Source organism: Paenibacillus sp. SYP-B3998 (assembly GCF_010820665.1).
In the GTDB taxonomy this organism is placed as follows: Bacteria; Bacillota; Bacilli; order Paenibacillales; family NBRC-103111; genus Paenibacillus_E.
Map to the genome: position 1 here is coordinate 48,024 of NZ_JAAIKC010000010.1, position 24,640 is coordinate 72,663.

20 protein-coding genes are annotated in these 24,640 nt (G+C 35.4%); 4 read left to right on the top strand and 16 right to left on the bottom strand.

The features are described from left to right. Positions 1-441 precede the first annotated feature (441 nt). The 7 genes from lgt to GK047_RS21670 form a co-directional block, all read right to left on the bottom strand. Positions 442-1,227, bottom strand: coding sequence for a prolipoprotein diacylglyceryl transferase (lgt, locus tag GK047_RS21640; protein WP_163951633.1), 786 nt, complete (start codon positions 1,225-1,227; stop codon positions 442-444). Positions 1,228-1,342: 115 nt separating this feature from the next. Next, entirely contained in the window at positions 1,343-2,161 is an 819-nt protein-coding gene (locus tag GK047_RS21645; RefSeq protein WP_163951635.1) for a prolipoprotein diacylglyceryl transferase family protein, read from the bottom strand. A gap of 19 nt (positions 2,162-2,180) precedes the next feature. Next, positions 2,181-2,693 carry a TlpA family protein disulfide reductase gene (locus tag GK047_RS21650; protein ID WP_163951637.1) on the bottom strand — a complete coding sequence of 171 codons (513 nt, stop codon included), beginning with the start codon at positions 2,691-2,693 and terminating at the stop codon, positions 2,181-2,183. 17 nt (positions 2,694-2,710) lie between these two features. Continuing rightward, on the bottom strand, positions 2,711-3,451 hold the full coding sequence (locus GK047_RS21655; RefSeq protein WP_163951639.1) for an urease accessory protein UreH domain-containing protein: 741 nt from the start codon (positions 3,449-3,451) through the stop codon (positions 2,711-2,713). Between the two features lie 14 nt (positions 3,452-3,465). Beyond that, entirely contained in the window at positions 3,466-4,179 is a 714-nt protein-coding gene (locus GK047_RS21660) for a cytochrome c biogenesis CcdA family protein (RefSeq protein ID WP_205516910.1), read from the bottom strand. Positions 4,180-4,240: 61 nt separating this feature from the next. Beyond that, positions 4,241-5,101 carry a M56 family metallopeptidase gene (locus tag GK047_RS21665; protein ID WP_163951643.1) on the bottom strand — a complete coding sequence of 287 codons (861 nt, stop codon included), beginning with the start codon at positions 5,099-5,101 and terminating at the stop codon, positions 4,241-4,243. Then, the gene (locus tag GK047_RS21670; RefSeq protein ID WP_163951644.1) at positions 5,098-5,529 is read right to left on the bottom strand and encodes a BlaI/MecI/CopY family transcriptional regulator; all 432 of its coding nucleotides are present in this window, start codon (positions 5,527-5,529) and stop codon (positions 5,098-5,100) included. The genes GK047_RS21665 and GK047_RS21670 overlap by 4 nt, the downstream gene beginning before the upstream one ends. 144 nt (positions 5,530-5,673) lie before the next feature. On the opposite strand from GK047_RS21670, the gene GK047_RS21675 reads away from it, so the two are divergent. Further along, entirely contained in the window at positions 5,674-7,257 is a 1,584-nt protein-coding gene (locus GK047_RS21675) for a multicopper oxidase family protein (protein WP_163951647.1), read from the top strand. Between the two features lie 77 nt (positions 7,258-7,334). Then, positions 7,335-8,168 (top strand): C39 family peptidase, encoded by an 834-nt coding sequence (locus GK047_RS21680; protein ID WP_163951648.1) that lies wholly within the window; start codon positions 7,335-7,337, stop codon positions 8,166-8,168. A 66-nt stretch (positions 8,169-8,234) separates the two neighbouring features. On the opposite strand, the gene GK047_RS21685 is transcribed toward GK047_RS21680, so the two are convergent. The 9 genes from GK047_RS21685 to GK047_RS21725 all read right to left on the bottom strand — a co-directional run bounded on the left by GK047_RS21685 (position 8,235) and on the right by GK047_RS21725 (position 22,572). After that, positions 8,235-9,143: a WD40/YVTN/BNR-like repeat-containing protein gene (locus tag GK047_RS21685; RefSeq protein WP_163951650.1), complete on the bottom strand. Its 909-nt coding sequence runs from the start codon at positions 9,141-9,143 to the stop codon at positions 8,235-8,237. 12 nt (positions 9,144-9,155) lie between these two features. After that, on the bottom strand, positions 9,156-9,722 hold the full coding sequence (locus GK047_RS21690) for a TVP38/TMEM64 family protein (RefSeq protein ID WP_163951652.1): 567 nt from the start codon (positions 9,720-9,722) through the stop codon (positions 9,156-9,158). 255 nt (positions 9,723-9,977) lie between these two features. Continuing rightward, the gene (locus GK047_RS21695) at positions 9,978-10,310 is read right to left on the bottom strand and encodes a hypothetical protein (protein ID WP_163951654.1); all 333 of its coding nucleotides are present in this window, start codon (positions 10,308-10,310) and stop codon (positions 9,978-9,980) included. A gap of 422 nt (positions 10,311-10,732) precedes the next feature. After that, positions 10,733-11,071, bottom strand: coding sequence for a TniQ family protein (locus GK047_RS21700; RefSeq protein ID WP_163951656.1), 339 nt, complete (start codon positions 11,069-11,071; stop codon positions 10,733-10,735). Between the two features lie 948 nt (positions 11,072-12,019). Then, on the bottom strand, positions 12,020-13,774 hold the full coding sequence (locus tag GK047_RS21705) for an LIM domain-containing protein (protein WP_163951658.1): 1,755 nt from the start codon (positions 13,772-13,774) through the stop codon (positions 12,020-12,022). Between the two features lie 564 nt (positions 13,775-14,338). Continuing rightward, positions 14,339-20,122, bottom strand: a complete 5,784-nt coding sequence (locus GK047_RS21710) for a P-loop domain-containing protein (RefSeq protein ID WP_163951660.1) — start codon at positions 20,120-20,122, stop codon at positions 14,339-14,341. Between the two features lie 428 nt (positions 20,123-20,550). After that, on the bottom strand, positions 20,551-21,333 hold the full coding sequence (locus tag GK047_RS21715; RefSeq protein WP_163951661.1) for a MerR family transcriptional regulator: 783 nt from the start codon (positions 21,331-21,333) through the stop codon (positions 20,551-20,553). A 118-nt stretch (positions 21,334-21,451) separates the two neighbouring features. Then, the gene (locus GK047_RS21720) at positions 21,452-22,255 is read right to left on the bottom strand and encodes a TniQ family protein (RefSeq protein ID WP_163951663.1); all 804 of its coding nucleotides are present in this window, start codon (positions 22,253-22,255) and stop codon (positions 21,452-21,454) included. A gap of 2 nt (positions 22,256-22,257) precedes the next feature. Then, positions 22,258-22,572: a hypothetical protein gene (locus GK047_RS21725; protein ID WP_163951665.1), complete on the bottom strand. Its 315-nt coding sequence runs from the start codon at positions 22,570-22,572 to the stop codon at positions 22,258-22,260. Positions 22,573-22,757: 185 nt separating this feature from the next. On the opposite strand from GK047_RS21725, the gene GK047_RS21730 reads away from it, so the two are divergent. Together GK047_RS21730 and GK047_RS21735 are read left to right on the top strand one after the other, a co-directional pair. Continuing rightward, the gene (locus GK047_RS21730; protein ID WP_163951667.1) at positions 22,758-23,096 is read left to right on the top strand and encodes a helix-turn-helix domain-containing protein; all 339 of its coding nucleotides are present in this window, start codon (positions 22,758-22,760) and stop codon (positions 23,094-23,096) included. 170 nt (positions 23,097-23,266) lie between these two features. Then, positions 23,267-24,622, top strand: a complete 1,356-nt coding sequence (locus GK047_RS21735; RefSeq protein WP_205516911.1) for a stalk domain-containing protein — start codon at positions 23,267-23,269, stop codon at positions 24,620-24,622. Positions 24,623-24,640 lie beyond the last annotated feature (18 nt).

A 24,640-nucleotide genomic window follows, 5' to 3' on the forward strand; every position in this document is an offset into this window, starting at 1 on the left:
GATATTTGGAAGAAATGTGCTCTAACATAGAATGTAAAAGCTGCTCGTCATAAAAACAAGCAACCTTTACATGCATATAATTCCCTCAGGTACATATATTTGAACAGAATATATGTATGTACAAGCTGTGGAGTGATCTAGAGTGAACTTCTTCTTCTTACTCGGGACCTATGTATTTGGCTGATTGGCTTCATTATTGTGTTCCGCAAGCGTTTGACAATGTATGGCCGCCATGGCTCTAGGAATGTCTGTAGGGCTCGGAACAGGAACCTTAGCAGGGCTATGGCTCTCCGAGGCAAGTAAGTTAGAAGATTGAAATCCTTAGTATTCGAATAGATTCAGTAACAGAAACGTAGCTTATACCGTTTTGGAATACCAAGGGTTATTGGAACCGAAACCTTGATCCAGACTTACACATTGCAGTCTCAGAAATCCAACAACTTAGTTAGATTCGATTAACCTTTTCATCTTATGTTGAAGCGCAAAGTAGCTCATTAAGGCCATACTCACAAGAATGACGACTACGCTTGTCCATTGACCGGCCGTCCAATCCATTGCATATCTTGGCGAGTCCCCTCTGAGATACTCGAGAAGAAATCTCCCAATGGCGTACAGAATATTATAAGTTAGGAATAAAAAACCTTTAGGCAGAGGCTTTGTTTTCAATAAAAGCAATATGGCGAATACGACCAGTCCCCACTGTCCCTCCCAGATCTCTGCCGGCCACAGCGGCTGGGCCCCATACTGTTCATAAGCTATAGTACCTTCCGGATATACGATCCCAAAACCGCTGTTTGTTGGTGATCCAAATGCGTCTCCGTTTAAAAAACAGGCAATTCTCCCTATTGCCTGCCCAAGTATGATTGCAGGGGCCAAAACATCGGCTAACTCCCAAAAAGAGATACGTTGCAACCTACAATAGAGTGCCGTTGTGAGAAAGCCACCTATCAATGCACCTTGAATGGATATACCACCATTCCAGATCGCAAATATTTCCGAAATATTTTGCGAGTAATAATCCCATCGAAAGAAAAACACATGCCATATTCTTGCGCTAAGAATTGCCCCGAGTATGGCATAGGTGACAAGGTTAGGGAGGTGATTTTGAAATTTAGTACCTCTTGCCAGAAAACTAGCTACACCAAATGCTAACAACACAGCTAGGGCCACAATCACTCCATACGAAGGAACGGGAAAATCACCAATATAGAACAATATAACTCTCATTTTCAAGTCCCCTTAATCGTTTTATAAGCCTGTTTTCTCTTCCGCTGAAGTAGTTCCTCTCTTACTAACGCATGATGTTTATTTTGATAACCCCCCCCTTTTCTTGGATATTACTTTAAGGTCGGACTTCGTTAACAGCAGCATCTCCTGAATTAGAAGGCAGTACCCCGGTGTTAACATGATGACTTTCCTTCCCTTCTACCTCTGTTTGATTTTGTTGTTGCTTTCTTAGCTTTATATTAGCGAGAATTACACCAATCAGGATTAAAATCAAGTAAATCAACTGCTCCTTGGAAAGTCCGAGAACAAAGTTCGTTTTTCCTTTGAAGAGGGTGATTAACATCAGTCCCACCATATAAGAAGTCAGAACGTTAATGAATAACTTGCCATCTCCGAGTTTTTTTTTGTTAATATAAGCAAATATCAACATCGGTAGCGTTGCAAACAGAACATATATATTCAATGGATGATACTTAAAGGAAGGGTCTTCGATAGAAATCCCCCAAGGCAATGAGGTTAGAGACCCGTATCTCCATCCCAGCCATTGATAAATAAAAATGACCATAAGCAATCCCACAGATAAGAAATCGAAATAAAATAAATAGGATATCTGTAGTCGTTTCAGTTCCCTATATAGGTATATAAAAACGATACTTAATCCTATCCATATACCAAGTTCAGACCCAGACATAATAATTACGCTCAATGGGTTCTTCCATAGGATCGAAGGTTGACTCAGAATCGGACTAAGCTTCCAACTAAAAAAAATAATGAATATGGCATTCAAAGTCTTATCTAAGACTGAAGTGGTGTTGAAAGTGGATTCTCTAAAAAAATATCGTGTTAGTAAGAAATAACTGAAGAACCCCGCGATGAACAGTAATAACAAATCTGTTCTAATCATAAATGGACCGAATTGAATGACATCGTTCAATCATATCTCCCCTTTATACCTACTGAAGAAGCTGCTTAAACTTGTTTTCTAGAGAACTGGGGTCGGCTACTCCATATAATTTTTCCATAATAACGCCATCCTTGTTTATAAAAAATGTAGTTGGTATAGGTTTTATTTGATATTTCCTTGATACTTCGCCGTCTACATCGAGCAAGATTGGGAAATTAATCCCGTATTCTTCTGCGAAGTCTTGCGCATCCTCAATCGTGTCGCTAGTGGTAACATTAACGGCATAAATCTCAATTTCATCTTTATATTTTCCGTACAATCTCACCAGTTCCGGTGCTTCTAGCTTACAAGGTCCACACCAAGATGCCCAAAAATTAACAACTATAGGTTTATCCCCTAACTCTTCTAACGTATATGGGTTACCGTCCAACCCAGTTAGTGAAATACTCGGTGCCTGGTATCCAACAGTGGGTAATTCCTCTTTATTTATCGGCTTATTTTGGTAAATGGCTAGGATCACCAGAATGACGACTATAATCAGTAGCAAGTACTGTCTCTTCAAAATAAATCCCTCCTATGTCAAATAGACCAATATGTTATCGTATCATTGATACCAAAAATAATAAGAAAAACACCAGCTAATTTTTGGATATGGTTCCCCCATCGTTTGGCATGTTTGATCATAGTACGGTCTAAATTTAGTCCTATCGTTAGTCCGAGAAATAATAAAAACGGCATCGCTGTTCCAACTGCAAAAATTGGCGGAAGGATCACTCCATAAGATGACTGTAATGAAATGGGCATTAAGGTTCCAAAAAACAATACATACATCGTCGGGCAAAACCCTAAGGAGAAGGCAACTCCCAAAAGAAAAGCACCTCCTGTCCCGCCTACTCTCTCTGATTGCTTACTAATGAGGTTCGAGAGTCGAACACCAATCTGCAATCGGAACGAAAACCAACCAAGTAGGAAAGCACCGACTACAATAAGTAAGGGTCCAAGTAATTTTCTGGCGAATGCGAGAAGGTATATCGATTCGTTAGCCAGTTGCTGTCCAAATATCCAAAATAACGTTCCTAGTATGATAAAAACAAGCATTTTCCCAACTAAATACATGAATGTTTCTTTCCAGGATAGTTGTTCCTGCGCTTGCCGATTACCGAAATAGGTAATTGCAGCAATGTTAGCAGAGATTTGACAAGGCGCGAGTGAACCGACAAATCCTAGAAATAGAGCCGCGAACAAAGCAAACTCCGTGTTCGCTGCATTAATAAATGGCTGGGTTATGAAAGTACTGAGTTGGCTTAAAAATGAATACATCTTAGAATCCTCTCCTAAAACCCGGTGAACCCACCGTATTTATCAATAAGAAAGACTGTGATCGAAGTCATTTTGTCTGTATATAATAAAAACGCGGTCAAAACCATAAGTGCTCCACCAGCCCTCATCATGTGACGAGAGTGAGTTTGTAATCCTTTCACTTTTCCCAAAAAGAAAGCCATAATGACAAAAGGCAAGGCAAAACCTATTGTATATGCGGCTGTATATAAAACAGCTTGACTAGGACTGCTGACTCCTAAAGTTAGGACTGCTGCTAGAATAGGCCCAATACATGGTGTCCACCCCGCTGCATATGTGATGCCAACCAAAACGGAACCTAAGTAACCTGTAGGTTTAGCATTATGTTGATATCGTACTTCCTTCATTAAAAATGTAGGCTTAAAAATACCCATCATGATCAATCCCATTATGGCGATAAAAATAGCACCGAGTTGGCGGATTAAATCACGATTATTAGAAAATAAGGTCCCTAAAAAACTGGCTGACAATCCTAATGCAAAAAATATAATGGAAAAACCTAGAACAAAAAATAAGGTGTGGAGTAAAGCTCGCTTTTGCAATCCCCCTCTTTCCTCACGAAGTTCTTTAACTGAAACCCCTGTAATGTAAGATATGAATGAAGGATATAGCGGCAAACAACAAGGTGAGATAAAGGAAAGAAATCCGGCCCCAAATACGATCCATACCGTTAAGTCGCTTACGTTCAATGTTATCACCTCCTCTAAAATACTACGCATTGTAGTATTTATATGTATAAAGAAAAGCAGGTCATGAACACCCGCCCCAAACAGCTACTGTCATTAGAAAGGTCATACATAAAGAAATCGCGATCGGCCTAAAGTGGAAGAATGGCACTTGAATCGGCTTTTCAGGCTGAAGTACTTGCAGCATTCTGTAATTAACTGCAACATTTGCAAAATGAACGCCTACTGCTGGTTCGAAAGTATCTTTCCTTTCAGTAAGCTTTACTAAGACACTCCCAAGAACATATTCGGTTCCCATCATTTTAATCACATAACGGTCTGCAAGTAGTTCTTTCCATGTTTTATAATAGTGATGAAAACACTTAAAGATAGGGATGTATCCTAAGCCTACGACCAAGAGAGTGGAAATAAATATCTTTAAAGGGTCCCGTCTCATACAGTGGTATCTCTCATGCTGTAATATGGCTTGTACTTCATTGACCGAGTAGGAATTTAAAACACCAGTGGATACTATAATCTTTGGCCTAATCATGCCCATCGTTAGTGCAATAAATGAATCATCACTAACAACTACCAATTCATAGCCCCACTTGCGATATTTAACATTCAATCGACGCGTTAGTTTTTTATCCTGTTTATTTTGAAAAGCAACTGACCATTTGATTGTCAAATAAATTTGCTTAACAAGCCTCCATAAAACCCTTGTAACGGTATATAGGATGAACGAGTTAATCATCATTTTTACGGTTATATGAGGGTATGTATTTTCATCCATTAGAGATAAACAATACTGAAATAAATTCCAGCCTAATTGAACCCCAAATAGTTGGTGTGCAACAAAAAAGCCCATCTGCATAAACAGAATCATGATAAAAAGTCCCATAAGGATCGATACCGATTTGTATTTCAAATGATCGATATTCATTTGTTTTTCCTTTTCTGAATCATGGTTAGTTTTTCCTGAAGTCTAACAAGTATTTCTGAATCAACTTCCTCTAAAGCCTCCACCATATGATTAACTACAAGATCCCCGTATTCATGAATAAGTCCATGAGTAACAGCTTTAGTTTGCTCATTAATAAACTGTTCTTTGGTAAGCGTTGCCGCGTATTGGGAAACTCTCCCTCTACCTCGCCCTTCTGACTTTTTATCCAAGTGGCCTTTTTCATGCAATCGGGTTAATACGGTCATTACAGCAGTTAAGCTAATGGGATGGTCTTTGTTTACTAAGGTTTGAACTTCTTTTACCGTAAACCCTTCACTTGACCATAAGATCTCCATAATTTTTGCCTCTAGAGGTCCAAAAAAACGATTTAACCCCTCTTCATTCACATTATACTTTTTTATTTTCAATTATTATCACATCCCGATACTACAAATTGTAGTATATTTTAAACGATCGAGTCAATGACAATAAATGATTTGACGGAACTTCACAGATTCTACACATCGAATCTGTATGATCAGAATATACCAATATTCTATACGGAGGTAACTATGAAACTAAATACTCTTATTAAACTTGTTGTACTAACGGGTGCATTAGCAGCGATTTTATCTGCATGTACATCAGGTAATGGCATGAAAGGCATGGACCATTCTAAGATGGGGCAGACCATGAATACGCAAAGCAGTACTCCTGAGGGGACCCCTACTGGTAATGTGGAAACATTAACAGGAAAGGAATTCAATCTCACTGCAATGGCTGCAACCCTGGATACGGGTTCCGGCAAGATTATTCCGGTGTGGAGCTTTAACAATTCCGTACCTGGACCTCAAATACGCGTTAAAAAAGGTGATGTAGTAAAAGTTAATTTAAAAAACGAACTACCTGAACCTGTCTCCATTCATTGGCACGGAATACCAGTACCTAATCATATGGACGGTATACCAGGTATAACGCAAAATGCAGTACAACCCGGTCAAACATTTACCTATGAATTTAAAGCAGATGACCCCGGTACGTACTGGTACCATTCGCACCAAGATAGCGTAAATCAAGTGGATCGCGGTCTATACGGATCCATCATTGTAGAAGATGATATACAAACAGATCGTGATTATACACTTGTTTTAGATGAGTGGAATAGTTCTGGGATGAGTATGCCATCCACGTCAAAAATGGACATGTCGACAATGGATCATTCCAAGATGAATATGGACAATTCCAAAAATACCTCTACACCAACAACTGCTGCGGCAAGCCACGATATGAATAGTATGTATGATCTATTTACGATCAATGGGAAAACGGGTGAGAAGTTTAATAAACTTCTTGTGAAAAAAGACGAGAAAGTCCGAATTCGGTTAATCAATGCAGGATTTATGTCCCATAAGCTGCATATTCATGGTCAAGAATTTAAGGTTATCTCAACGGATGGGCAGCTCATTAATAATCCATCTGTAATAACGGATCAACTCATTGCAATTGCACCAGGTGAAAGATATGATGTCGAATTTGTAGCCAATAACCCTGGGCAATGGTATATCGAAGAGCACGGAAAAGAAGCTGCCGTCAAAGGAATGAAGGCTATGATTCAATATGAAGGCATCGACGCTTCTAAAGATCAAGCCAATGAGACAGCAGAACTTCCTACTCTAGATATCGCTAAGTATGGCCAAGCATCACAGGCAAAATTCTCTCTTAATCAAAAATATGACCTCGAATATACAATGGACTTTAACACCAAGGAACAAAAAGGTGAAGCCGTGTATACGATTAACGACAAGCTCTATCCTAATACCGAAATGCTCAAAGTTAACAAAGGTGATCTTGTCAAAGTTAAATTCGTGAATAATTCTAAATCGGATGATCATCCGATGCATCTGCACGGTCACTTCTTCCAAGTTCTAAGCAAGAACGGAAAACCGCTGGAAGGTTCTCCAATCATTAAAGACACGTTGAATGTTAAACCAGGTGAAGAGTACGAGGTCGCATTTGAGGCCGACAATCCTGGGGACTGGATGTTCCATTGCCACGACTTGCATCATGCTTCTGCTGGTATGGTAACCCATCTCTTATATAATAATTTCAAACCTAATTTCGTTCCAGATCCGAAAGCAGGCAATAAACCTGAATAAATATAAGGAGAAGGAATTCTACCATATCAAGGTATGAATTCCTTCTTTAAATCTTACAACATACAAGGATGATTCAGATGCTCGTTACCGGTTTAAAATTATTGCTTTCTACCATATTGATCGTAGGACTTGCCTTCTTTAGCGGACTATTAAGCATCCTTTTGTATTTCAAGGTTTCAGGGAAGGAACCCGAGTTTGGGTTTGGGGATGCCATAGCTTCTGCGGCCATTCAACCTTTAAAAGTGGAGCCAATACCTGCAGACAATCAACCGCAGCAGCCTGCACCGAAGGAAATTAAAAAAAAGATGATGATAGACGCGCCATTAGTCTTACAAAACCCTGAGCTTCCCTCAGGTTGCGAGCTGGTCTCACTTACCATGCTGCTACAATTTTATGGGATAAAAAAGGGGAAAATGGATCTTCTACCGGAAATGAAGGTAGATACGACACCTCTACAGCGGAATAAAGATGGGACTATCGCCTATTGGGGAAATCCTAATTCAGGATATGTCGGTGATATTACCGGTAAGAAGAAGGGGTTCGGGATTTATCATGCTGCATTATTTGATCTACTTGCAAAATATGTGCCTTCAGCTGCTGACTTAACAGGAACAACATTCAATAAACTGGAGGAAAAAGTATCTGAAGGTATACCTGTTGTCGTGTGGACAACAATCCCTTTCACAGTCCCCAATGAAAACCAATGGGTAGTATGGGACTCTCCCCTTGGACCCATAAAAACAACGTTTATTGAACATGCTGTTCTTCTTGTTGGCTATGATGAGGAACATGTATATGTCAACGATCCACTCAGTGGGAGGAAGCAATATCAAATCGAAAAACAACGATTTATTAAGACCTGGGATGCGATGGGACGTCAGGCGCTAACCTATACGAAGAAGGAGGCATAAATTTGCCTCCTTCTTCGCACTTTAAATGGTAACATCTCTTCTACTCTTCGAACGTCCCAATCCACTTTATTTTCGCTCTGACCAGCTATTACCACTATCGGTGCTTTCATACGCGGTTAGTTTATCCGTGAGAATTAACAGTTTATTATCATCGGACCTAGAACCTTCGATACCTAACGGCATTTTACCGTTTAGTTGTACATGTATAGGATTCCAGGATTTTAGATCCTTGGACATAAGTATACCGCTCTCACCTACTGCAAACACCGAGCCATTTTCCAATGTTAACAACTGAAAAGCCGGCTCATTGTTTACTTTCGTTTCTTTTAATGCTCCATTAATGTTGTCATATCGATAAATACCAGTCTCGGTTGCAACAAGAACGGACGTATCGCTATCGGGTGCTAGTGCAATTGAATAAGCATCCTGTTGAATAGAACCAGCTTCTTTCCAGCTTTGTCCTCCATCTTTGGTTTCAAACAAGTTTTTTCCCTTTCCGGCTAACAAAGTAATCAGATGATTCGGATCACGCGGATTCATGGTAAGTTGGTGTGCATCTGGTACATCCGGTTTGGGTTTGTTAGGTAGGCCATTTTCCGCTGCCTCCCATGTTTTCCCCCCATCAGTTGTCCTTTTTACAAATCCATGACCGGAAACAGCCATCGTATCCGTTTGATTTGGGTTTATTTCCAGACCCATGACATCATTACTGCCCAATGGAGGAACTGCTTTTATCCATTTTCCATTACGCGACTCATATATACCCTTATGTGTCCCCAACCATAGCGTGCTTTCATCCGGTGAATAACTAAAAGTATGAGGATGATTGGATCCATCCGCTTTATATTCATCCGTTACTTGAGAATCCGATTTATCCAGCATTCCCCAGATCACCAGACCTAGAAATGCTGCAATCACTATAACGAAAATCCATCCTAGACTGAAAGACGAACTCTTTTTTTGGCCCTTTGTCATATACCATGCTCCTTAGCGTTGTTTTTGTGTTGTACGAACGAAAATCCAAATTAATAATAAAAAAGCTAATGAAATGATCAATCTAGGTACGTTGCCGCTCAGAAATAATAAATCATGCCCAATAAGAGTCTCCATCGCAACCGAGGGGGCTTTTCCTAAGAATGTGACTACAATGAAATCAAGAACGCGAACATTTGAAAATGCAGCTGCAAGTGTAATTACAACCGAAGGAATCGGTGTCAATCTCGCAACAAATAATAGAAACAAACTACGGACCCTTCCTGCGTTGTTTATTCGTTGTACCCATTTCCATTTTTCCGTATCCAATCTGGAAGCTTTACCTATCCCCCATCGATAGAAGACAAAAGAAATCCATGCTCCTATAACTTCCCCAATTAAAGAAATAAAGAAACCTGGTACCATACCGAATACGGCTGCATTCGCCCCTGAGAGCAGTATTGAAGGCACAACCCCTATGATACTTATGGCCACATTTAACACTATACTGACCAAGATAGCCCAGACACCAAAACTTTTCAACCAATCAACTAACTTGTCCAAATCAAAAAGTAAGTCCATCCAACTGATTACCCTTTCTATTTTCATATATACTACAAATTGTAGTAAATTGCGTATTAGGATGTCAAATCCAAGTTCTAATCTATTAAATATAGTCATAATCTATTAATAGACTAAGGAGGCTTATCATGATGAAAACTACCGTTAATGATCAGAACACCTTCGTGCAACTTGTCCTAAATCATTGTAAACATCTACTTCGTCTATTTTCCTATTTAAGCTTGGCAACTGTACTAGTATTTACCATCATTGGACTTATTGTTTACTTCCAGAATCAAAAAACGCGTTTTCTGCTAATGATACATTTTGCTTGCGTTCAGCAATATACAATTCTACACTAGCACTTCTAACTAAGGTTTGATTATTAACATTCCTCTTAAGAATCACCCCATCAATTTGTTTAGTTTCGATAAATTCATTTAGCCTACTTGAAGAAACACCCATTTTTCCATGATAAGTTTCTGCATTAAGTTGTTTATACAAAATTTCATAAAATTGTCCAAAGTCCTTTTTTAGTCCAACAGCATGTTTTTCAGTTTTTGGGATACCCTTTAGTTCTTCTATAAAGTAAAAAACGAATTTGGCCAATTCTTGAAAATTCTAAAAATATGACTTGTAATTTCATGGATTTTCAATATATCAAGTTGTCTACTAAATGAAAATCTTTCACGATAAAAATACCCGGAAATTCGAATTAATGTCTGTAAAAGTAAATAAATTATTGAAACCAAGTCCATGTCTTTTAATGGGTTATTTTCATAATTGATTATTTTTTTCTGATCAAATTTATCTGAGAGAAGTCTAGATAGTTCTGCTTCACTCTGATTCACGAAAATTACTGGGGAATTTATCAGATTATATCCACATCTGCAATAATGATAACTTGTAGTATCCAGCTTTAGTCTTTTATTACATTTTGGACAATTATGCAACATTAAACAATTATGAATATGACAACATGTATAAAAACCTACTTCCCATCTTTTCCTGATATAACGTTCTTCTTTCAATCATAATGTGCATACTTGATTGTATTTAGTTTTCAAACCAAACCTAAATATTGTATTTACTTCATTAGTTCTATCCTGATAATATCTTCCGAACTCGTTGTAAAATGTTACTTTTTTTAATGAATCAATACTTTTATTAGTCATCCCGCTAAGTTTCTCTAACGAAATGTTCTGATTTTTAATCATAGAAAAGTTCTCTAACCCTTTTCCAGCAGTTAAACCGACGGCTGTACATACATTATATATACTTACTATCATATTTTCGTTTGCTGTACGTATAATGTAACTTTTTAAATTTTCATCTGAAATTGTTTTCAGTCTAATTAAAAAACTGCACATTTTTTGCTCTCCTATCCCTGACGTGTTCTCCTCAAAAAAAACACGTAATAATTTTAGTGCACTTCAACACCTTATCAATTTTAGACATAGTTTCATTGAATTAGACAGAAGGAACATTAGTCACTTCTTTATTCTCTTCTTTTTTCAATGTACCTAAGTATTTACTTAATGAGTCCAATATCAATATTCCGGGACGCCCTAAAGCATAACCCTCTTTTTTACTTTTAAGAATCGTAGACAAGTATAAGGGTTGCATACACAAGAGTAATCTACCACTCTCGTTAAATCATTGCGTTCCGATCATCATAAAGCTTTTCTAACTAAACCTATTTGTTAAACTTAAGTGTTCACATAAAAATAAGCCCGTGCCATAAGACACGGAGCTTCTATAACCACCTACAAAATAATCTATAATGTATAGCCATGCATAATTATGAATTTCTCAATAAATCTGAAATTACTGTCTCACTAATTCCGAAAATTTTCTCAATAATTATGACACCACACAACCACCCAGCTGTGATATTCCAGAATTAATTAGAAAACGGATCCCGCAAACCCGCGTAGCTCCGTTTTTGTTGTTTCAGAATTTGTTAGAAACTGAACTCGCCAGCGGCGAAGATGAGTGTTTGTTGCAGAATTCGTTAGAAAATGTATTTTAGCCGCTTTAAACATGTATGCATAAATATACATTCACACCAACCGACTGACTTTAACTTCTTTGTCATCTTCCTGAAGTCTCTTTACAACGAAGACAAAGTATTATTAGATTATCCGAGCCAGTAGAAGTGATGCTTTTATTTCATTAGTATTTTACTACGATCCTGTGTCAGATATTGCAGAGTCGCACTACATTTGAAGTACTTTTTATCTGGTATCACGTAAATAATTAGTATCAAAATAAGATAAGCATTCTTCATAAACTTCGATAACTCTTCAGTTATTGCTTTATACATCTAAATTCGGCATACTCAAAAGATTAGTGCATGTTTCACAATTCGATCCATTTTCGATTATACTGCTTTTATTACAAATTAAACATTTACGTATATTATGTTGTGTACCACAAGTGGCACATTTACCGACCGGAAAAATATAATCTTCTAGGCTAACTGTGATATTTCCACATTTATGGCATGGGTCGTCACATACAGGGCTATCTTCACCATCTCTAAGTGTACTGGAGGATCTATATTCCAAAAGTTTAACGTAGTTTTTAAATTCTTTTTCAATTGTATCCATAATTATATCAGCTAAAGTATCTAAATCTTTGTCGTATAAGGAATCATAAGTCTTATGAGTAAACCTCCCTCCATCCGAGTCCCATTCAGCATTTCCATTTGTCCATAAAAGATCAATCTCACCTATAAAATAGTCAAATAGTGCTGTTGCTTTAACTAAGAAGGCACTCGTTTCACCAGGGCCTTCATTAATATGTTTTTTCATAGCATGGATTCGTATTATTTTATTACTTATCTTACTTTCAATAGTACAGAATGTAACAAACTCCTCCTCAGGGAATTCAATATTAACACCATAATTGAACTCCAAATCATTTCGCGAGAGTTCCTCCATTATCTGCTGGGAAAATTTATTTAGTCTCCAAATAACTTTCTCAATAATTTCAATTTCAGACAACACACGTACTCCAGCTTGTTCGTACATTCTTTTTTCTAACTTAAATTCAATTATAAGATTCTGTGCTTCTTTTCGTTTTTCATCAGAAATTGTTGACGTACTGAAGCGCTTTATTGCATCATTTAAAATCCCCTCAACTAAATTGACATTATTAAGTATCATCTTAAATGCATGTTCATCTAGAAGTTTATTATGAGCAACGTGATTTCGATAGCTACAATATTCATCCCATGCATTTAGAAAATCAACACCATCTTGTTCCATGTGATCTTTTACTGTTGCGAATTTTCTTTCATTTTCTTCTAACAAATTATTTTCAGTTAAATGTTGTTTAAATAAAGTGTCCCATAAGTTTCTTTCATCTTGAAGTTGGCTCTTTAAGAGAGATATTATACGTCCATTGTCGTTCTGCTGACCTCTTTGAAGTAAAGATTCAATCTCATCATTATAAGTTGGAATCCATTTTTTAGTCGTGTGTGTCATAATATCTTTTAGGTGGTCAGTGTCAACTGCCAACAAAAAATCTTCCACATTCCTAAAATCTTTTGTTACTCTTTTATAGCTTGGTTTTCTAGCATCATATTGTGTTTTAAGTCGCAGTGGGACCATTTTTTCCCACCACTCTATTCCGATTGAAGTAATCATGATATGGTTAATAAAGCTACGTAACAAATTCTCTACATGATACATACGCCCGTATAATTGCTCTGCAAATCGATTTGATTGTTCATCAAAAAGCCAAACACATTTACTCCAGGTTTTCATTAAGAGATTTTTAATTAATACTTTAACCCTATGCAACTCTTCATCAAAATCAGTAGTTTCTTTTTTAGCATCAATGTTAACCACTAACTGGCCCAATTGGTCATAACTATTAAATGCTAGGGTCATAAAATATATTGGACCGCGCTTGCTTATAAGTCTGAAACTCCATTCATTTTCCGATGAATCGTAAATCATAGCTGAAATACCATTATCATTTGTGTTAAGACTTGCTAGTATTGTCTGCTTTATGTAAGTATCATCTACTTCAACTGTAGATTTAACAACCAAAAATCTAATCAATGGGATCTAGCCTCCTGAAGGTTGGTGACGCATGATTTGCTAATTTATATAAAGGTAAGGAGCAATTACTGCAAACTTAATAAATAAGGGCCAAGAATCTGGCCCTGTTTTTCACTTCAAATTTTTATCAATAGGAAGTAGTTAAAGTAGATTGTCCTAAACTACACTCTCACCAATGAATTTTGTAAAATCCCCAATTATCTTGTATGTTATTATATCATGCTAGATAATATTAAGATTCTTCTTGGCATAAAAACAGAATTAATTAGAAAACGGAGCCCCGTATAATCGAGTGAGTCAGTCTTAGTTATGTTAGATATTTGCGGTGTGACGCGGCGGACAAGGAGGTTTGTTGCAGAAATTCGTTAGAAAATAAATATAAACATAAATAGCGTTTATTCATCATTCGCTAAACACCGAAATATTAATCCAAGGTCTAGTTTTTGATTCCCTGACATCCGTTAGAGAAAAAAGCCAATATGAAAACGAGTGAAAGGTCTCTTTCTTCATTTATTCCGAATCTAAATCTTATTTGAAGCATTGTAAAATTGTAATCTTAATTTCTCAATTTGAAAAGGGATCAAATACAGTTGTGTAAAGTAAAGGTTTCTTTTGAACTAAAGAACACAATTCATTAAATTTTGTATACTTCATCAACAGTTGGCTTCCAATTAAATAAGGAATTTTATCGCTATTATTCTCTGTATCTGAGAAGCCTACTTCCCACCTGAAATACTTTAATACTTCTTCACCATCTTCTAAGATCCCAACTATCCCACATCCAGTATCTATCATATTAATACCCAGATTCTGTAATACACCTCCTCTTATGCCAAGATATTGTTTAGTATTGAAAGTAAGATAGGGATCACTATATAGTGAAATATTCGAAGTGAGAAACACTTCCAATTTATTAAAATATCCAGGGAATATTGGAAACTCTTCATTCTCTTCAAGGAAACTGTATTCCTCGCCCAATTTTATAAATGGTACCATCGGGCTCTCCGCTCCAAAACCAACACCCGACAGAACTGTTATCGCTTCAGTATTCTCCCCGAAATTCTCTTTGTATTTTTCAAGTTTGTTAAACCATTTTTCAGAATGTGCGATTCGTACCCAATCAGAGACTTCAACTTCTGTAACTCCTTCTTTAGCGAATTGTGGTAACACCAGATCTTGGGGTCGAGGAATAATTGAAGTTTGTTGAGCAACAATTAATGATATATCATCTAAAGCTATCTTATAGATCTCTCCTTCAATTTCATTAAAGAAAGGAGTTCCAGAATAGTTTTTTAGAAACTTCTCAACTTCCATTCCAATTTGGCTTGTTAATAAATCGTAAAAATATACATTTGGAATAAGTACATGATACATTCTGTTAAACAAGATCTCTCGATATTCTTTAACAAAAGATTCGGTAAAGATTTTATGGGTATAATCTTGTATTACACACTCAACATCTAACCCATATTCCTCCAGTAAGGTCACCTTGGAATCGATTCTCTTAATTCGATCTAGGAAGTAATGAGTTCTTTCGTTATATGAACTATGGTTTTTTCTGTATTCACAATAGATATTCTTTGTTTCTTTGTGAATAACTGCTCGAATTAAAAAGTTAGTCACCATATTTTTTGTTGGGTAGATTTGTTCAAGAGCATCTTTCATAAGCGTTTGGACTAACTCCTCAAACTTATACTGCTTACATATAAGAAATAATAACAAAACCAATGAATAATCGATGTAGTTATCCTTTTCTTGTATGAACTGAACAAAGGGCTTAACAAATTTTTCTCTATTTACTTTATCTTCTAGTAGCAAATTCATTTCACTTATAATCCATTTATATCTATTTGCCTCCCCATATTTAAATCTTGATAGTAGAAGTGAAAAGAGTTTTTCTTCGTTATCAAAAAGCTCAGTCTGACTTTTTACAGCATCCCAGTCATAATCAATTTGTCCCGACAGCCTAAAGTTAATAATATCAAAGAGCCTATCCCAATACTCTAAAATTAGTTTTTTGTCATAATTAATAACTGCTAATGAGTTGATTATCTCCCCCCCTACCGCCAACGAATAATCAACGGTACTTAAATTGTTATAGATATACTCGAAAAAAAGTTCCTTTGCTACATTCGAATTATATTCATGCGCTTTCCTAAAAAACTCAATTTCCGTAAACTTATGATACCAACCATCAGTATGTAATAAAAACATTTGCATATAGAGAAATGCCATGACCTCATCGTTTAAATTAAGGTTATTGACTATCTCCAAAAGTCTGTTACTTGAAGGGTCATTTGTTCTTTTTTCAAAACAAGATTTAACTATTCCACTTAAAAAAGCCTTAGTCTCATAATTAAGATCTTTTATCCTAATACTTAAATAATAAAAGATCCCTTTAGAATCTTCTCTTCTAGCACCATTCTCATTTAAGTAATCTAGCAACTCCGCGTGAGTAAATTCATCAAAATTTTTTCGATGTACATATAGTGAAGGAGTAACAGACACAGAACCATTTAAGCTTCTTTTCCTCTTTGATTGGATCTTCTCATTCCATTCAATGTCAAATGAGTGACATAATTCTTTCAGCCTAACAATCAAATTATGATTCATATAGTTCATTTGGTCTTGAGCATCAAAACGGCTCATAAGTTCTGCTAGTGATCTTCTTGCTGGTAAATATAAATTATTCTCAAACAACCACTCAATATTCTTAACATATGCTTCGATAAAATCTTCTGATATATTATTTGGAATTGTTTTAAATAACACACTTTCTATGATTGGAGCCATTTCACTATTACAAGCGATCAACAGTGATTCCAGGCTATCCTCGAGTATCCAATGATTTACATGTAACGCAAGTTCATTTCTAAGATATGTTACTGCTAAGTCAATTCTCGTTTTTACTAGTAGTTGAAACCATTCATTCTGATATCTTTTCGTACTCTTACCATCAGTATGATGTACAACAGCGTCCGCCAATGGTTTCAACTTCAAAATATTTTTAAGGCCTATTTCATTATCAAGTTTGTAAGTGGTTAGGACACTATCAAGTAGATGACTAAGCGTACGATCCTTACGGAAAGAATATGACAATAAATATTTTACACCTTGCTTAAATTCTTTTTGAGAAATATCCTCTTTACCTGCTTTGGATAAAATAATTGCGTGTTTAAAACTGTAATCAGCCAGATAAGAGTAAAATCTATATTTATCTTCCTTCCCAATCTTTTTACTAATTATCTCCAGAATTATTTCAATATTGTCTTGATTTGCCGAATCCATAAACAAATTCAATAATTTATATGTAGGAAGTGGGCCACCGGTTGATCCCTGTAAAAGAGTAGTTGTTTCTTCTGACATTAATTTAATGGTTTCCAGGATTATTTCCCATGTGTCTTTTGTCTTGATGTAGTTCAACGGTGCCTTAATTGTCGCATATATAATACTTTCGTATTTATAAAGATCACATGTTCTGGGGGTCCCTTTAAAGGGCTCTAAATCATTTGTTAACCATAAATAAGCATTGGACAGTTTTGTATCGAATTCTATATTACCCAAATCAAGAAGAACTCGGTTAACCTCGGCAATATATCTTATCCAATTATAAAACCAATTCCTGTCTTTTATAGTTTCTAGAAATGCATCTAATTCATTACTTCGATTTTCTAGTAACCATTTAATATTTTCTATATAGAATATTAAAGACGACATAGTAGCAACAGAATATGAATCTGCCACTTCCAAACAGGAAAATGTTTTGGTTACAAGATTCTCATCAATTTCTATCCTACCTGTATAAGTAGCAATACTCTTTTTCCAATATTCATTAATGGATATCTCATCAATTAACATAGTTAGTTTATTGAGTTCATTTCTTCTGCTGTATTCTTCAATAACAATCTTACGGTAATCTCCTGCCTCTTCAGCACATATTTTAGATAATCTTTCTACCATTTCCCAATCCAAATCTATGCATGCACAAATATAATATCTGTACAATTCTTTTTCATCATCAGAACTATGATTTTGACTTGAAGTTGTTCTTGCCTGAATTAATTGATCAATATAAGGTTCCCACTCTGGGACAATACTGTTTTTTGAACACAAATAACAGACTCGCAGACCCTGTTTTAAATCAAGTGCCATATTGCCTTCATACATTAATGTCTCTTTTAGACTAGAATACCCATTTATTAATCCAAGTCCCATATAATACAATTCAGAGTTTTCGTCAAATGAATACTCTAAACTATAGATCATATTGCTTAGTTCAGTGCAAACAATTAATGCTCCATAATCTTTCATCATACAAGCAGTCTTAATAAGTAATTCGAAGTTATTTTTTAATGAACTAACATTGTTTCCAAAAAAAATACTATCAACAACAAATTCCTTATTGCAGTACGAAAGAATTTCTTCATATCTTTTTGATTCAAATAGCAAAATAAATAAATTTAGATATGACTTTCTGTTCTGATAAAACCCTTTTCTTTTTAACCATTCAATTAAATCATCATAAATTATCTTTTCTACATTTACTTCTTTCCTTTCAAGTGTTTCTAGTATATATCTTCTAAAACTTTCATGGTAAATTGTATAGCCACCATTGCAGACATTTATTTTGAGTATACTCTGAATTGCTTCGAGACTTTGTCCTACATATTGACCTAAAAAGGTAATTTCGCGCAAGTCTTCTTCAGTTAAATAAAAAGGAGCACCTGCTAATACCTGCGGTACCTTATGACTCTCAGGTATTTGAGTCATTATATAATCGTAATAATTCGATAAATCCCCATTATATGGAGGGAAATTTTCGAAAAGTTCAACCGATAAAAGAAATGAATTATAGCGCTTTATTTCGTTAATTAAATAAGTCAGATACAATGGGTTCCCGTTACTTTTATTAAGTAAAATGTCAGAAAGAGTTGTATCTCTATTTATGGACCGATTCTCTATATTACTTTTTAATAATAACTTTTCTACATCACTTCTATCCCAAGGTTCAATGTTAAATATTTTGTAACCTTGATCAGATAGATTAATCACCTCAGTTACTGGTTGCGATGCTAGTATTACATGAAAATTTTCGGGAAATTCCAATTTCGATAAAACTTTAATGATTTCCGTTTCAACTTCATTTATTAATGTCCTATGAAAATTATAAATTCTACTAATATGATCTAGCCCATCAATAATTAATACAGTATCTTCCTTCACATTGTCTATAAGAGTCTGCAACTCATCAATGTCTACGCCATATTTTGTGCTTTTGTACGTTGATAAAGCAGGGTAGGTATCGATAATATCATTAATTAAATTTGCTAAAAAAACATTTATTGTAATCCTCTCTTTTTCGTAAATATCATCTAAAGCTGTATAACAGTAATGTTGAACCACATTTATATCCTTTTTCTTTAAAAACTTAATGTAATTTTGTATGAACCATGATTTACCCGCACCAGGTTCACCAATTAACATTGTCTTTCTATTGACAAATACAAAATTATAAAAAGAATGATATCGATCTTCATTAATTACATTCATGTCCTCATCAATATCAAAGTTCTGCTGGATATTTCCAAAACCACTCTTAAGCCCCAATTTATACACTATCCTATTAAGACTAACTTCCTCACCGTTTGCCCTTGAACTTTTTATTATATGTGTTAAATTTAATAAAACATCTCCTACAGCTTTCAAATGATTTGGATATTTACCAACGCCGAATTGTTTTAATTTTAGTAAAACTAATTTTTCCAAATCAGCGGGATTTGAAATGTCATGACTAGCTTTAGGTAAATTTGTTTCGATTATTAGATCATTAAGAAACGACGCGAACTCCTCTCTATCAATATTATGATTTTGGCTTCTTAATCTTCTCCATGTAGATATGGGCAATTGCCCATTTGCCCATATCTTGTCGATATCAATTTTCAAAAACTTTACATTGTCGTCGTTATAGATATTTTCACAGTCTATAGTTTTCAAAAAATCTAATTCTTCGTTGCTCTCAATGTATTCCCACGCTAGACAAATCCTCAAGTCGATATTCTTTGACCCAACTGTTTCTTTCCAAGACTTAAATAATATATCCAATGCTAAATCGTAGGTGGCTGATGAGAAATCAGCTTTAGCAAGCACCTTATCTTCACTATATTTAATTTGTCTCTTAATAGTCTTCGATTGAAACATTATTGTAATATCATCGAATTTATCATTAGCACTTTCTTTTTTATCAATTTTTACTGTTGCATTAACATCTTTTAGTAAATGTTCAATTATAAATAATGCTGATAACAAGTCTTGATATTCATATCCTTTATGTGCATGCTCCAAACCCATTATTATCATTCCTTTATTTAGCTATTTATTAATCATACGTTGCGTAAAATTAAGAGCAAATTAAAGCACCGGACTAGTCAATCTGCAAATATAATACAATTACCGTGAATCACCAATAAAATAATACCTATTTCGACAGATACAGAGGAAAATCCTACCTTTTTTTCTTCAATGACAAATTAAGTGCTTGTTTTTTAATTCATTATTCTTTTATACTCAGCATCGATTGGTATTAATAAAATTCTTAAAGGCGTCAACATTACATATCAGATAGATTTTAGTAACGTCTTCTTTCGATAGCTCCTAAGTGATAAGTGACTACTTACAAAGTCAATGACTTCCATTAACCTTGGCTTATATATATTGGTAACTTTTGCGTATTGAGCTCATCTTAAAAATGATTCATTTATTACTTTCATTAATTTTGATCAAGCAGTATTAGATGTATTCTTTTTAATTACCAAAGAGTCAATCGTACTTTTTGCAAATAGGTAACGATTCCGGCCGTCCTTAAGAATCACTACTTGATCTGGGACTAGGATTCCAGCTTCAATCCATTTCCAAGCCTTCTTCTCACTAATTTTTAGAATTGCCATTACATCTTTTAAAAAGTAGCCAACTGCAAGCTGCTTCTCCTTTTTTATGATCTCAATACATTTAGTAAGCTCATCTTCAATATAATAGTTTTGCGTAAAATTTCCATTCTCATTATCAGTCAAAGGATTCAATAGTCCCTCACGTGTGAAATGATTTATTTTTGCAATGCTTAATCCGTTAACTGAATAGGTAATTAAAGCATCATGTAGTCTCAATCCCTTTATATCTCGAGTATCAACGACTTTACCGCGGCATTCATCCATCAACTGTTTGACCTCAGTATGTGACAATAATTCAAAGCGACTCGAACTCTTCCGATATGTTTTCAAAAGACCAGCAGCAATAAGCTTGGGCACGGAATCCTTTTGAATCCCCAGCATAAGAGCAGCTTCTTTTTTTGTTATTAGATACTTCATCGAATCCAACGCATCATTATAGGATCTCTTATTCACGAGATACTTGGTCTTATTACCTTTTTGTGAGATGACCATATCAATCTCATTCAGTTCACTTAATTGTGTCATTTTTGCATAACTCATCCCATTAGTAGTACGAATTTCATCTTTCCTTAAATAATCACGTTGTTCTAATAGTTCGGGGTTCTTTTTAAACACAGAGAAATCCCTCCGTATAGTTCCCTGATTGATCTTATCAAGCCAAAAAACATTATAGGCTTTGGAAACTTCCCTTAATTGTTCAAACTCAAATATTTTTTCGAATTGCCCCTTTTGCTCATACGTTATCGGAGGACGCTTTTAGCACACAATAAAAATTGTGGGGAAAATCTTGATACATCCAAAAAGCATTATTAAAAGCATGGGATTGATTATTGCTACTTCTATGACCGTTCTTTTTTTTGTTAAAGTATGAAATCGCTTGACTATCTCCTAAGTAACTGTGCATTCCTTCAAGTAAGTGATAACTAAAGTCAGCTAGGATTAAGCAGTCATGTAACGTAAGACCGAGCATTGAATGGGTGCTAGCTTGATCAAATAAGTTATGAAATAAATACAATTGAGGGTCTAATATTAATTCATGTAATTCGATCTCTCCTGGACTAGCAGTTGCGTAAACAAAACCACATCTATCACAAAATCCAGCCATAAAGCTGGTTAAAGAAATTGTAGAGTCACATCCGCAACATTTGTCAATGAGAATTATTTTATGCTCGAAACAAACATTGAGCTGCAGCATGTTCCAGGGTAATTTATGGACTATATTTTCTTGAATACATAGCGGACAATATTTAACTCGATTTTTCAAAACAGACTTATTTGTAAGCTCTCGACCAATTGATTGTTCATAAAAATCATTTGAATGAAGCTGAAGTATTTCATTGGGTATTCCTGTTAGATTGCTAATCGAAGTTAATTGATTAGGAGTGAATGAATTATTGTTTAAATATGGAACAGTCATTTTAATATCAGATGCAATAATTGAAATTGATGGGTAGTGATTTATAACAGAAACTTTATGTAAATATCCTGACAAACTTTCCTGATTATCAATATCCGGACGGATACGAACCGGTCTCATGTCTACACACCGCGCTTCTTATTTTTTCGTCTTTTTAATTTCCATTTGCTCTTTAAAACATTAATTACTGAATGATACGCTTCAAGAACGTCTGGATTCAATGGTTTTGAATCCACTTTTTTGTAAGCTGGAACCATCCCAACATGATCAACTAGCAATAACAAGAAATTCGGATCCTCGGGATCGAAACAAACTGATATCCTCCTAACATCATTGTCAACCGAGCGAAAGAACCATTGCTCCTTAATTGCTAAAGGGCAATTATAGATCATTCCATTATAAAGAATACCTTCTGTTGTTATTGTCGCTGTATCCATTGGGAGTAAGTTGGGTAAATTCATTTTCGTCACCACCTACTTAGATTCTATTAAACTCTCTAGCATTATTATTGCCTTAATAGATTTAATTGATACAAATAAATATCAATTATTGTTTTGATATAAAACGACGGATGTTTCTTCATTTTGCGTTTGTCTACACTTCTTTTTAAAGAGGTGTAGTGATGTCCGATAACATTTTAAGATATGTTGGAGCCAGGATAAGGGATCTTCGTAAGGAAAGAGGACTATCACAAGAACAATTAGGTGAGAAAGCCGGTTTCCACTTCTCCTATATCGGCGGGATTGAAAGAGCAGAGAAGAATATTTCGTTAATAAATTTGTCCAAAATAGCGGATGGTCTGGGTGTTGGTATACATGAATTGTTTAGCTACTCTCATAACATAAACTACAGGGTAACTGAGAAGGAAGAGGATATTAAGGAAGTAGTGGAACTGCTTCGCCACGATTCAAAGGATGTAAAAAAGGCGAAGGCGATTATTAAAGAGGTTTTTAAAGATTAGCAGACTGTATAGAGACAAAGGCAAGATTAGAGTGATCATTCACCTAATTATGTCTTTGTCTTCTTTTATGAAACTTGTATCTTGCTATTCCGTTTTTTGGTATTCTATATAAAAACAAATAATAGGCTGGTGACCAAATGTTTCGAAGGTTTGTTCTTATTTTAATTACGATGACTGTATTTTGCTTTACTTATGTCAAAGATGCAAAAGCTGATGAACCTATTCGAGTTTTCATTAACGGCTATCAGATATCATTTACTCAACTTCCAATTGTCGAAGATGGAACTACGCTTGTGCAATTTAGACCTCTATTTGAAAGTCTAAATTATAAGTTAACATGGAATGAAGATAAGCAATCGATTACTGCAAAAAACGGAAAAGCCGATATCGAGCTCAATATTGGAAGCAATAGCGCGTTAGTGAACAATGAATCCAGTGAATTAACTCTTGCACCACGCATTATTAATGGTGATACATTTGTTCCATTAAGGTTTGTAGGAGAAGTGAGTGGCGGAGATGTTACTTGGGAACAAAAGACAAATCATGTTAACATTGTTACGGACAAGGGGTACTATCTCATTCATGCTTGTTTAGACAATGACATTGATAAAGTAAAGTATTGGTTAGATCAAGGGGCGAATCCGAATTATTATAGTCATATGGATAGTATCCCATTAGGGTGGGCTATTCACCATCACAACACTGATATGGCGAAATTACTTCTACAATATAAAGCAGATCCTAATTATGAATACAAGTTCGTTACAAACCTCTTACATACAGCGATTTATTATAAGGACCCTGATATGGTTCAAGCCCTGATTGACGGTGGGGCAGACATTTGGAAGAAAAATTCTGAAGGGAGTGCTGCCCTTGCTTGGACAAATTTTTATTTAGAAACAGCTCAAAACGAAACAGATAAAAACAATCTTTTGAAAATCCAATCAATATTATTAGAGCTAACAAATAAACAAGCAAAAATATGGTCTGAAAAAGCTTCTTTTGATTCACGAATTCTTGAAATTGTGCGTCAAGATTTTAAAGGGGATATCGACCCTTTTAGCAATGAGAAATCGCAAGCTATCTATGGATTGCAGCTTTCTGTGCAACGAGGAATAGTTAAAGAAACGGTCAATCAACTTAGAAGTAAGTTAATTCCATTGGGTTATAAAGTATTTCGTACTGGAGCCATTTCTGAGAAAAAGCTGCCCGAGCAAGTAGTAATTATTAAAGGAACAGATGCTGATTTTTTGAAACAGTTGGGTGAAATCGGTACAAAATATGACTCTAATGCTGTAATTAAACAACTCGATAAGTGGAACACATCCACTAAGTTGGAGGTAGCGAGTGCGAGTTCTAACTGGGTTGTTGTTCAATTATTAGAGAAACCAAAGGACTTTCTGGCATTTGCCAAAGAAGTTTATGCTTTTAACCCCGATTACGTTGATCGTGGTACAGGTTCAGTTGAAACGTTTACAAAGGAAATTGAAAAAGCACAGGGTTTCATATTATGGTGGCCCAATTAATTGAAAAACGAAAGCGTG

Excerpts from the sequence above, each read along its gene's own strand:
- lgt (WP_163951633.1), bottom strand. The coding sequence starts at position 1,227 with ATGAGAGTTATATTGTTCTATATTGGTGATTTTCCCGTTCCTTCGTAT.
- GK047_RS21655 (WP_163951639.1), bottom strand. The coding sequence starts at position 3,451 with ATGTATTCATTTTTAAGCCAACTCAGTACTTTCATAACCCAGCCATTT.
- GK047_RS21665 (WP_163951643.1), bottom strand. The coding sequence starts at position 5,101 with ATGAATATCGATCATTTGAAATACAAATCGGTATCGATCCTTATGGGA.
- GK047_RS21675 (WP_163951647.1), top strand. The coding sequence starts at position 5,674 with ATGAAACTAAATACTCTTATTAAACTTGTTGTACTAACGGGTGCATTA.
- GK047_RS21680 (WP_163951648.1), top strand. The coding sequence starts at position 7,335 with ATGCTCGTTACCGGTTTAAAATTATTGCTTTCTACCATATTGATCGTA.
- GK047_RS21685 (WP_163951650.1), bottom strand. The coding sequence starts at position 9,143 with ATGACAAAGGGCCAAAAAAAGAGTTCGTCTTTCAGTCTAGGATGGATT.
- GK047_RS21690 (WP_163951652.1), bottom strand. The coding sequence starts at position 9,722 with ATGGACTTACTTTTTGATTTGGACAAGTTAGTTGATTGGTTGAAAAGT.
- GK047_RS21700 (WP_163951656.1), bottom strand. The coding sequence starts at position 11,071 with ATGTGCAGTTTTTTAATTAGACTGAAAACAATTTCAGATGAAAATTTA.
- GK047_RS21710 (WP_163951660.1), bottom strand. The coding sequence starts at position 20,122 with ATGGGTTTGGAGCATGCACATAAAGGATATGAATATCAAGACTTGTTA.
- GK047_RS21720 (WP_163951663.1), bottom strand. The coding sequence starts at position 22,255 with ATGAGACCGGTTCGTATCCGTCCGGATATTGATAATCAGGAAAGTTTG.
- GK047_RS21725 (WP_163951665.1), bottom strand. The coding sequence starts at position 22,572 with ATGGATACAGCGACAATAACAACAGAAGGTATTCTTTATAATGGAATG.
- GK047_RS21730 (WP_163951667.1), top strand. The coding sequence starts at position 22,758 with ATGTCCGATAACATTTTAAGATATGTTGGAGCCAGGATAAGGGATCTT.
- GK047_RS21735 (WP_205516911.1), top strand. The coding sequence starts at position 23,267 with ATGACTGTATTTTGCTTTACTTATGTCAAAGATGCAAAAGCTGATGAA.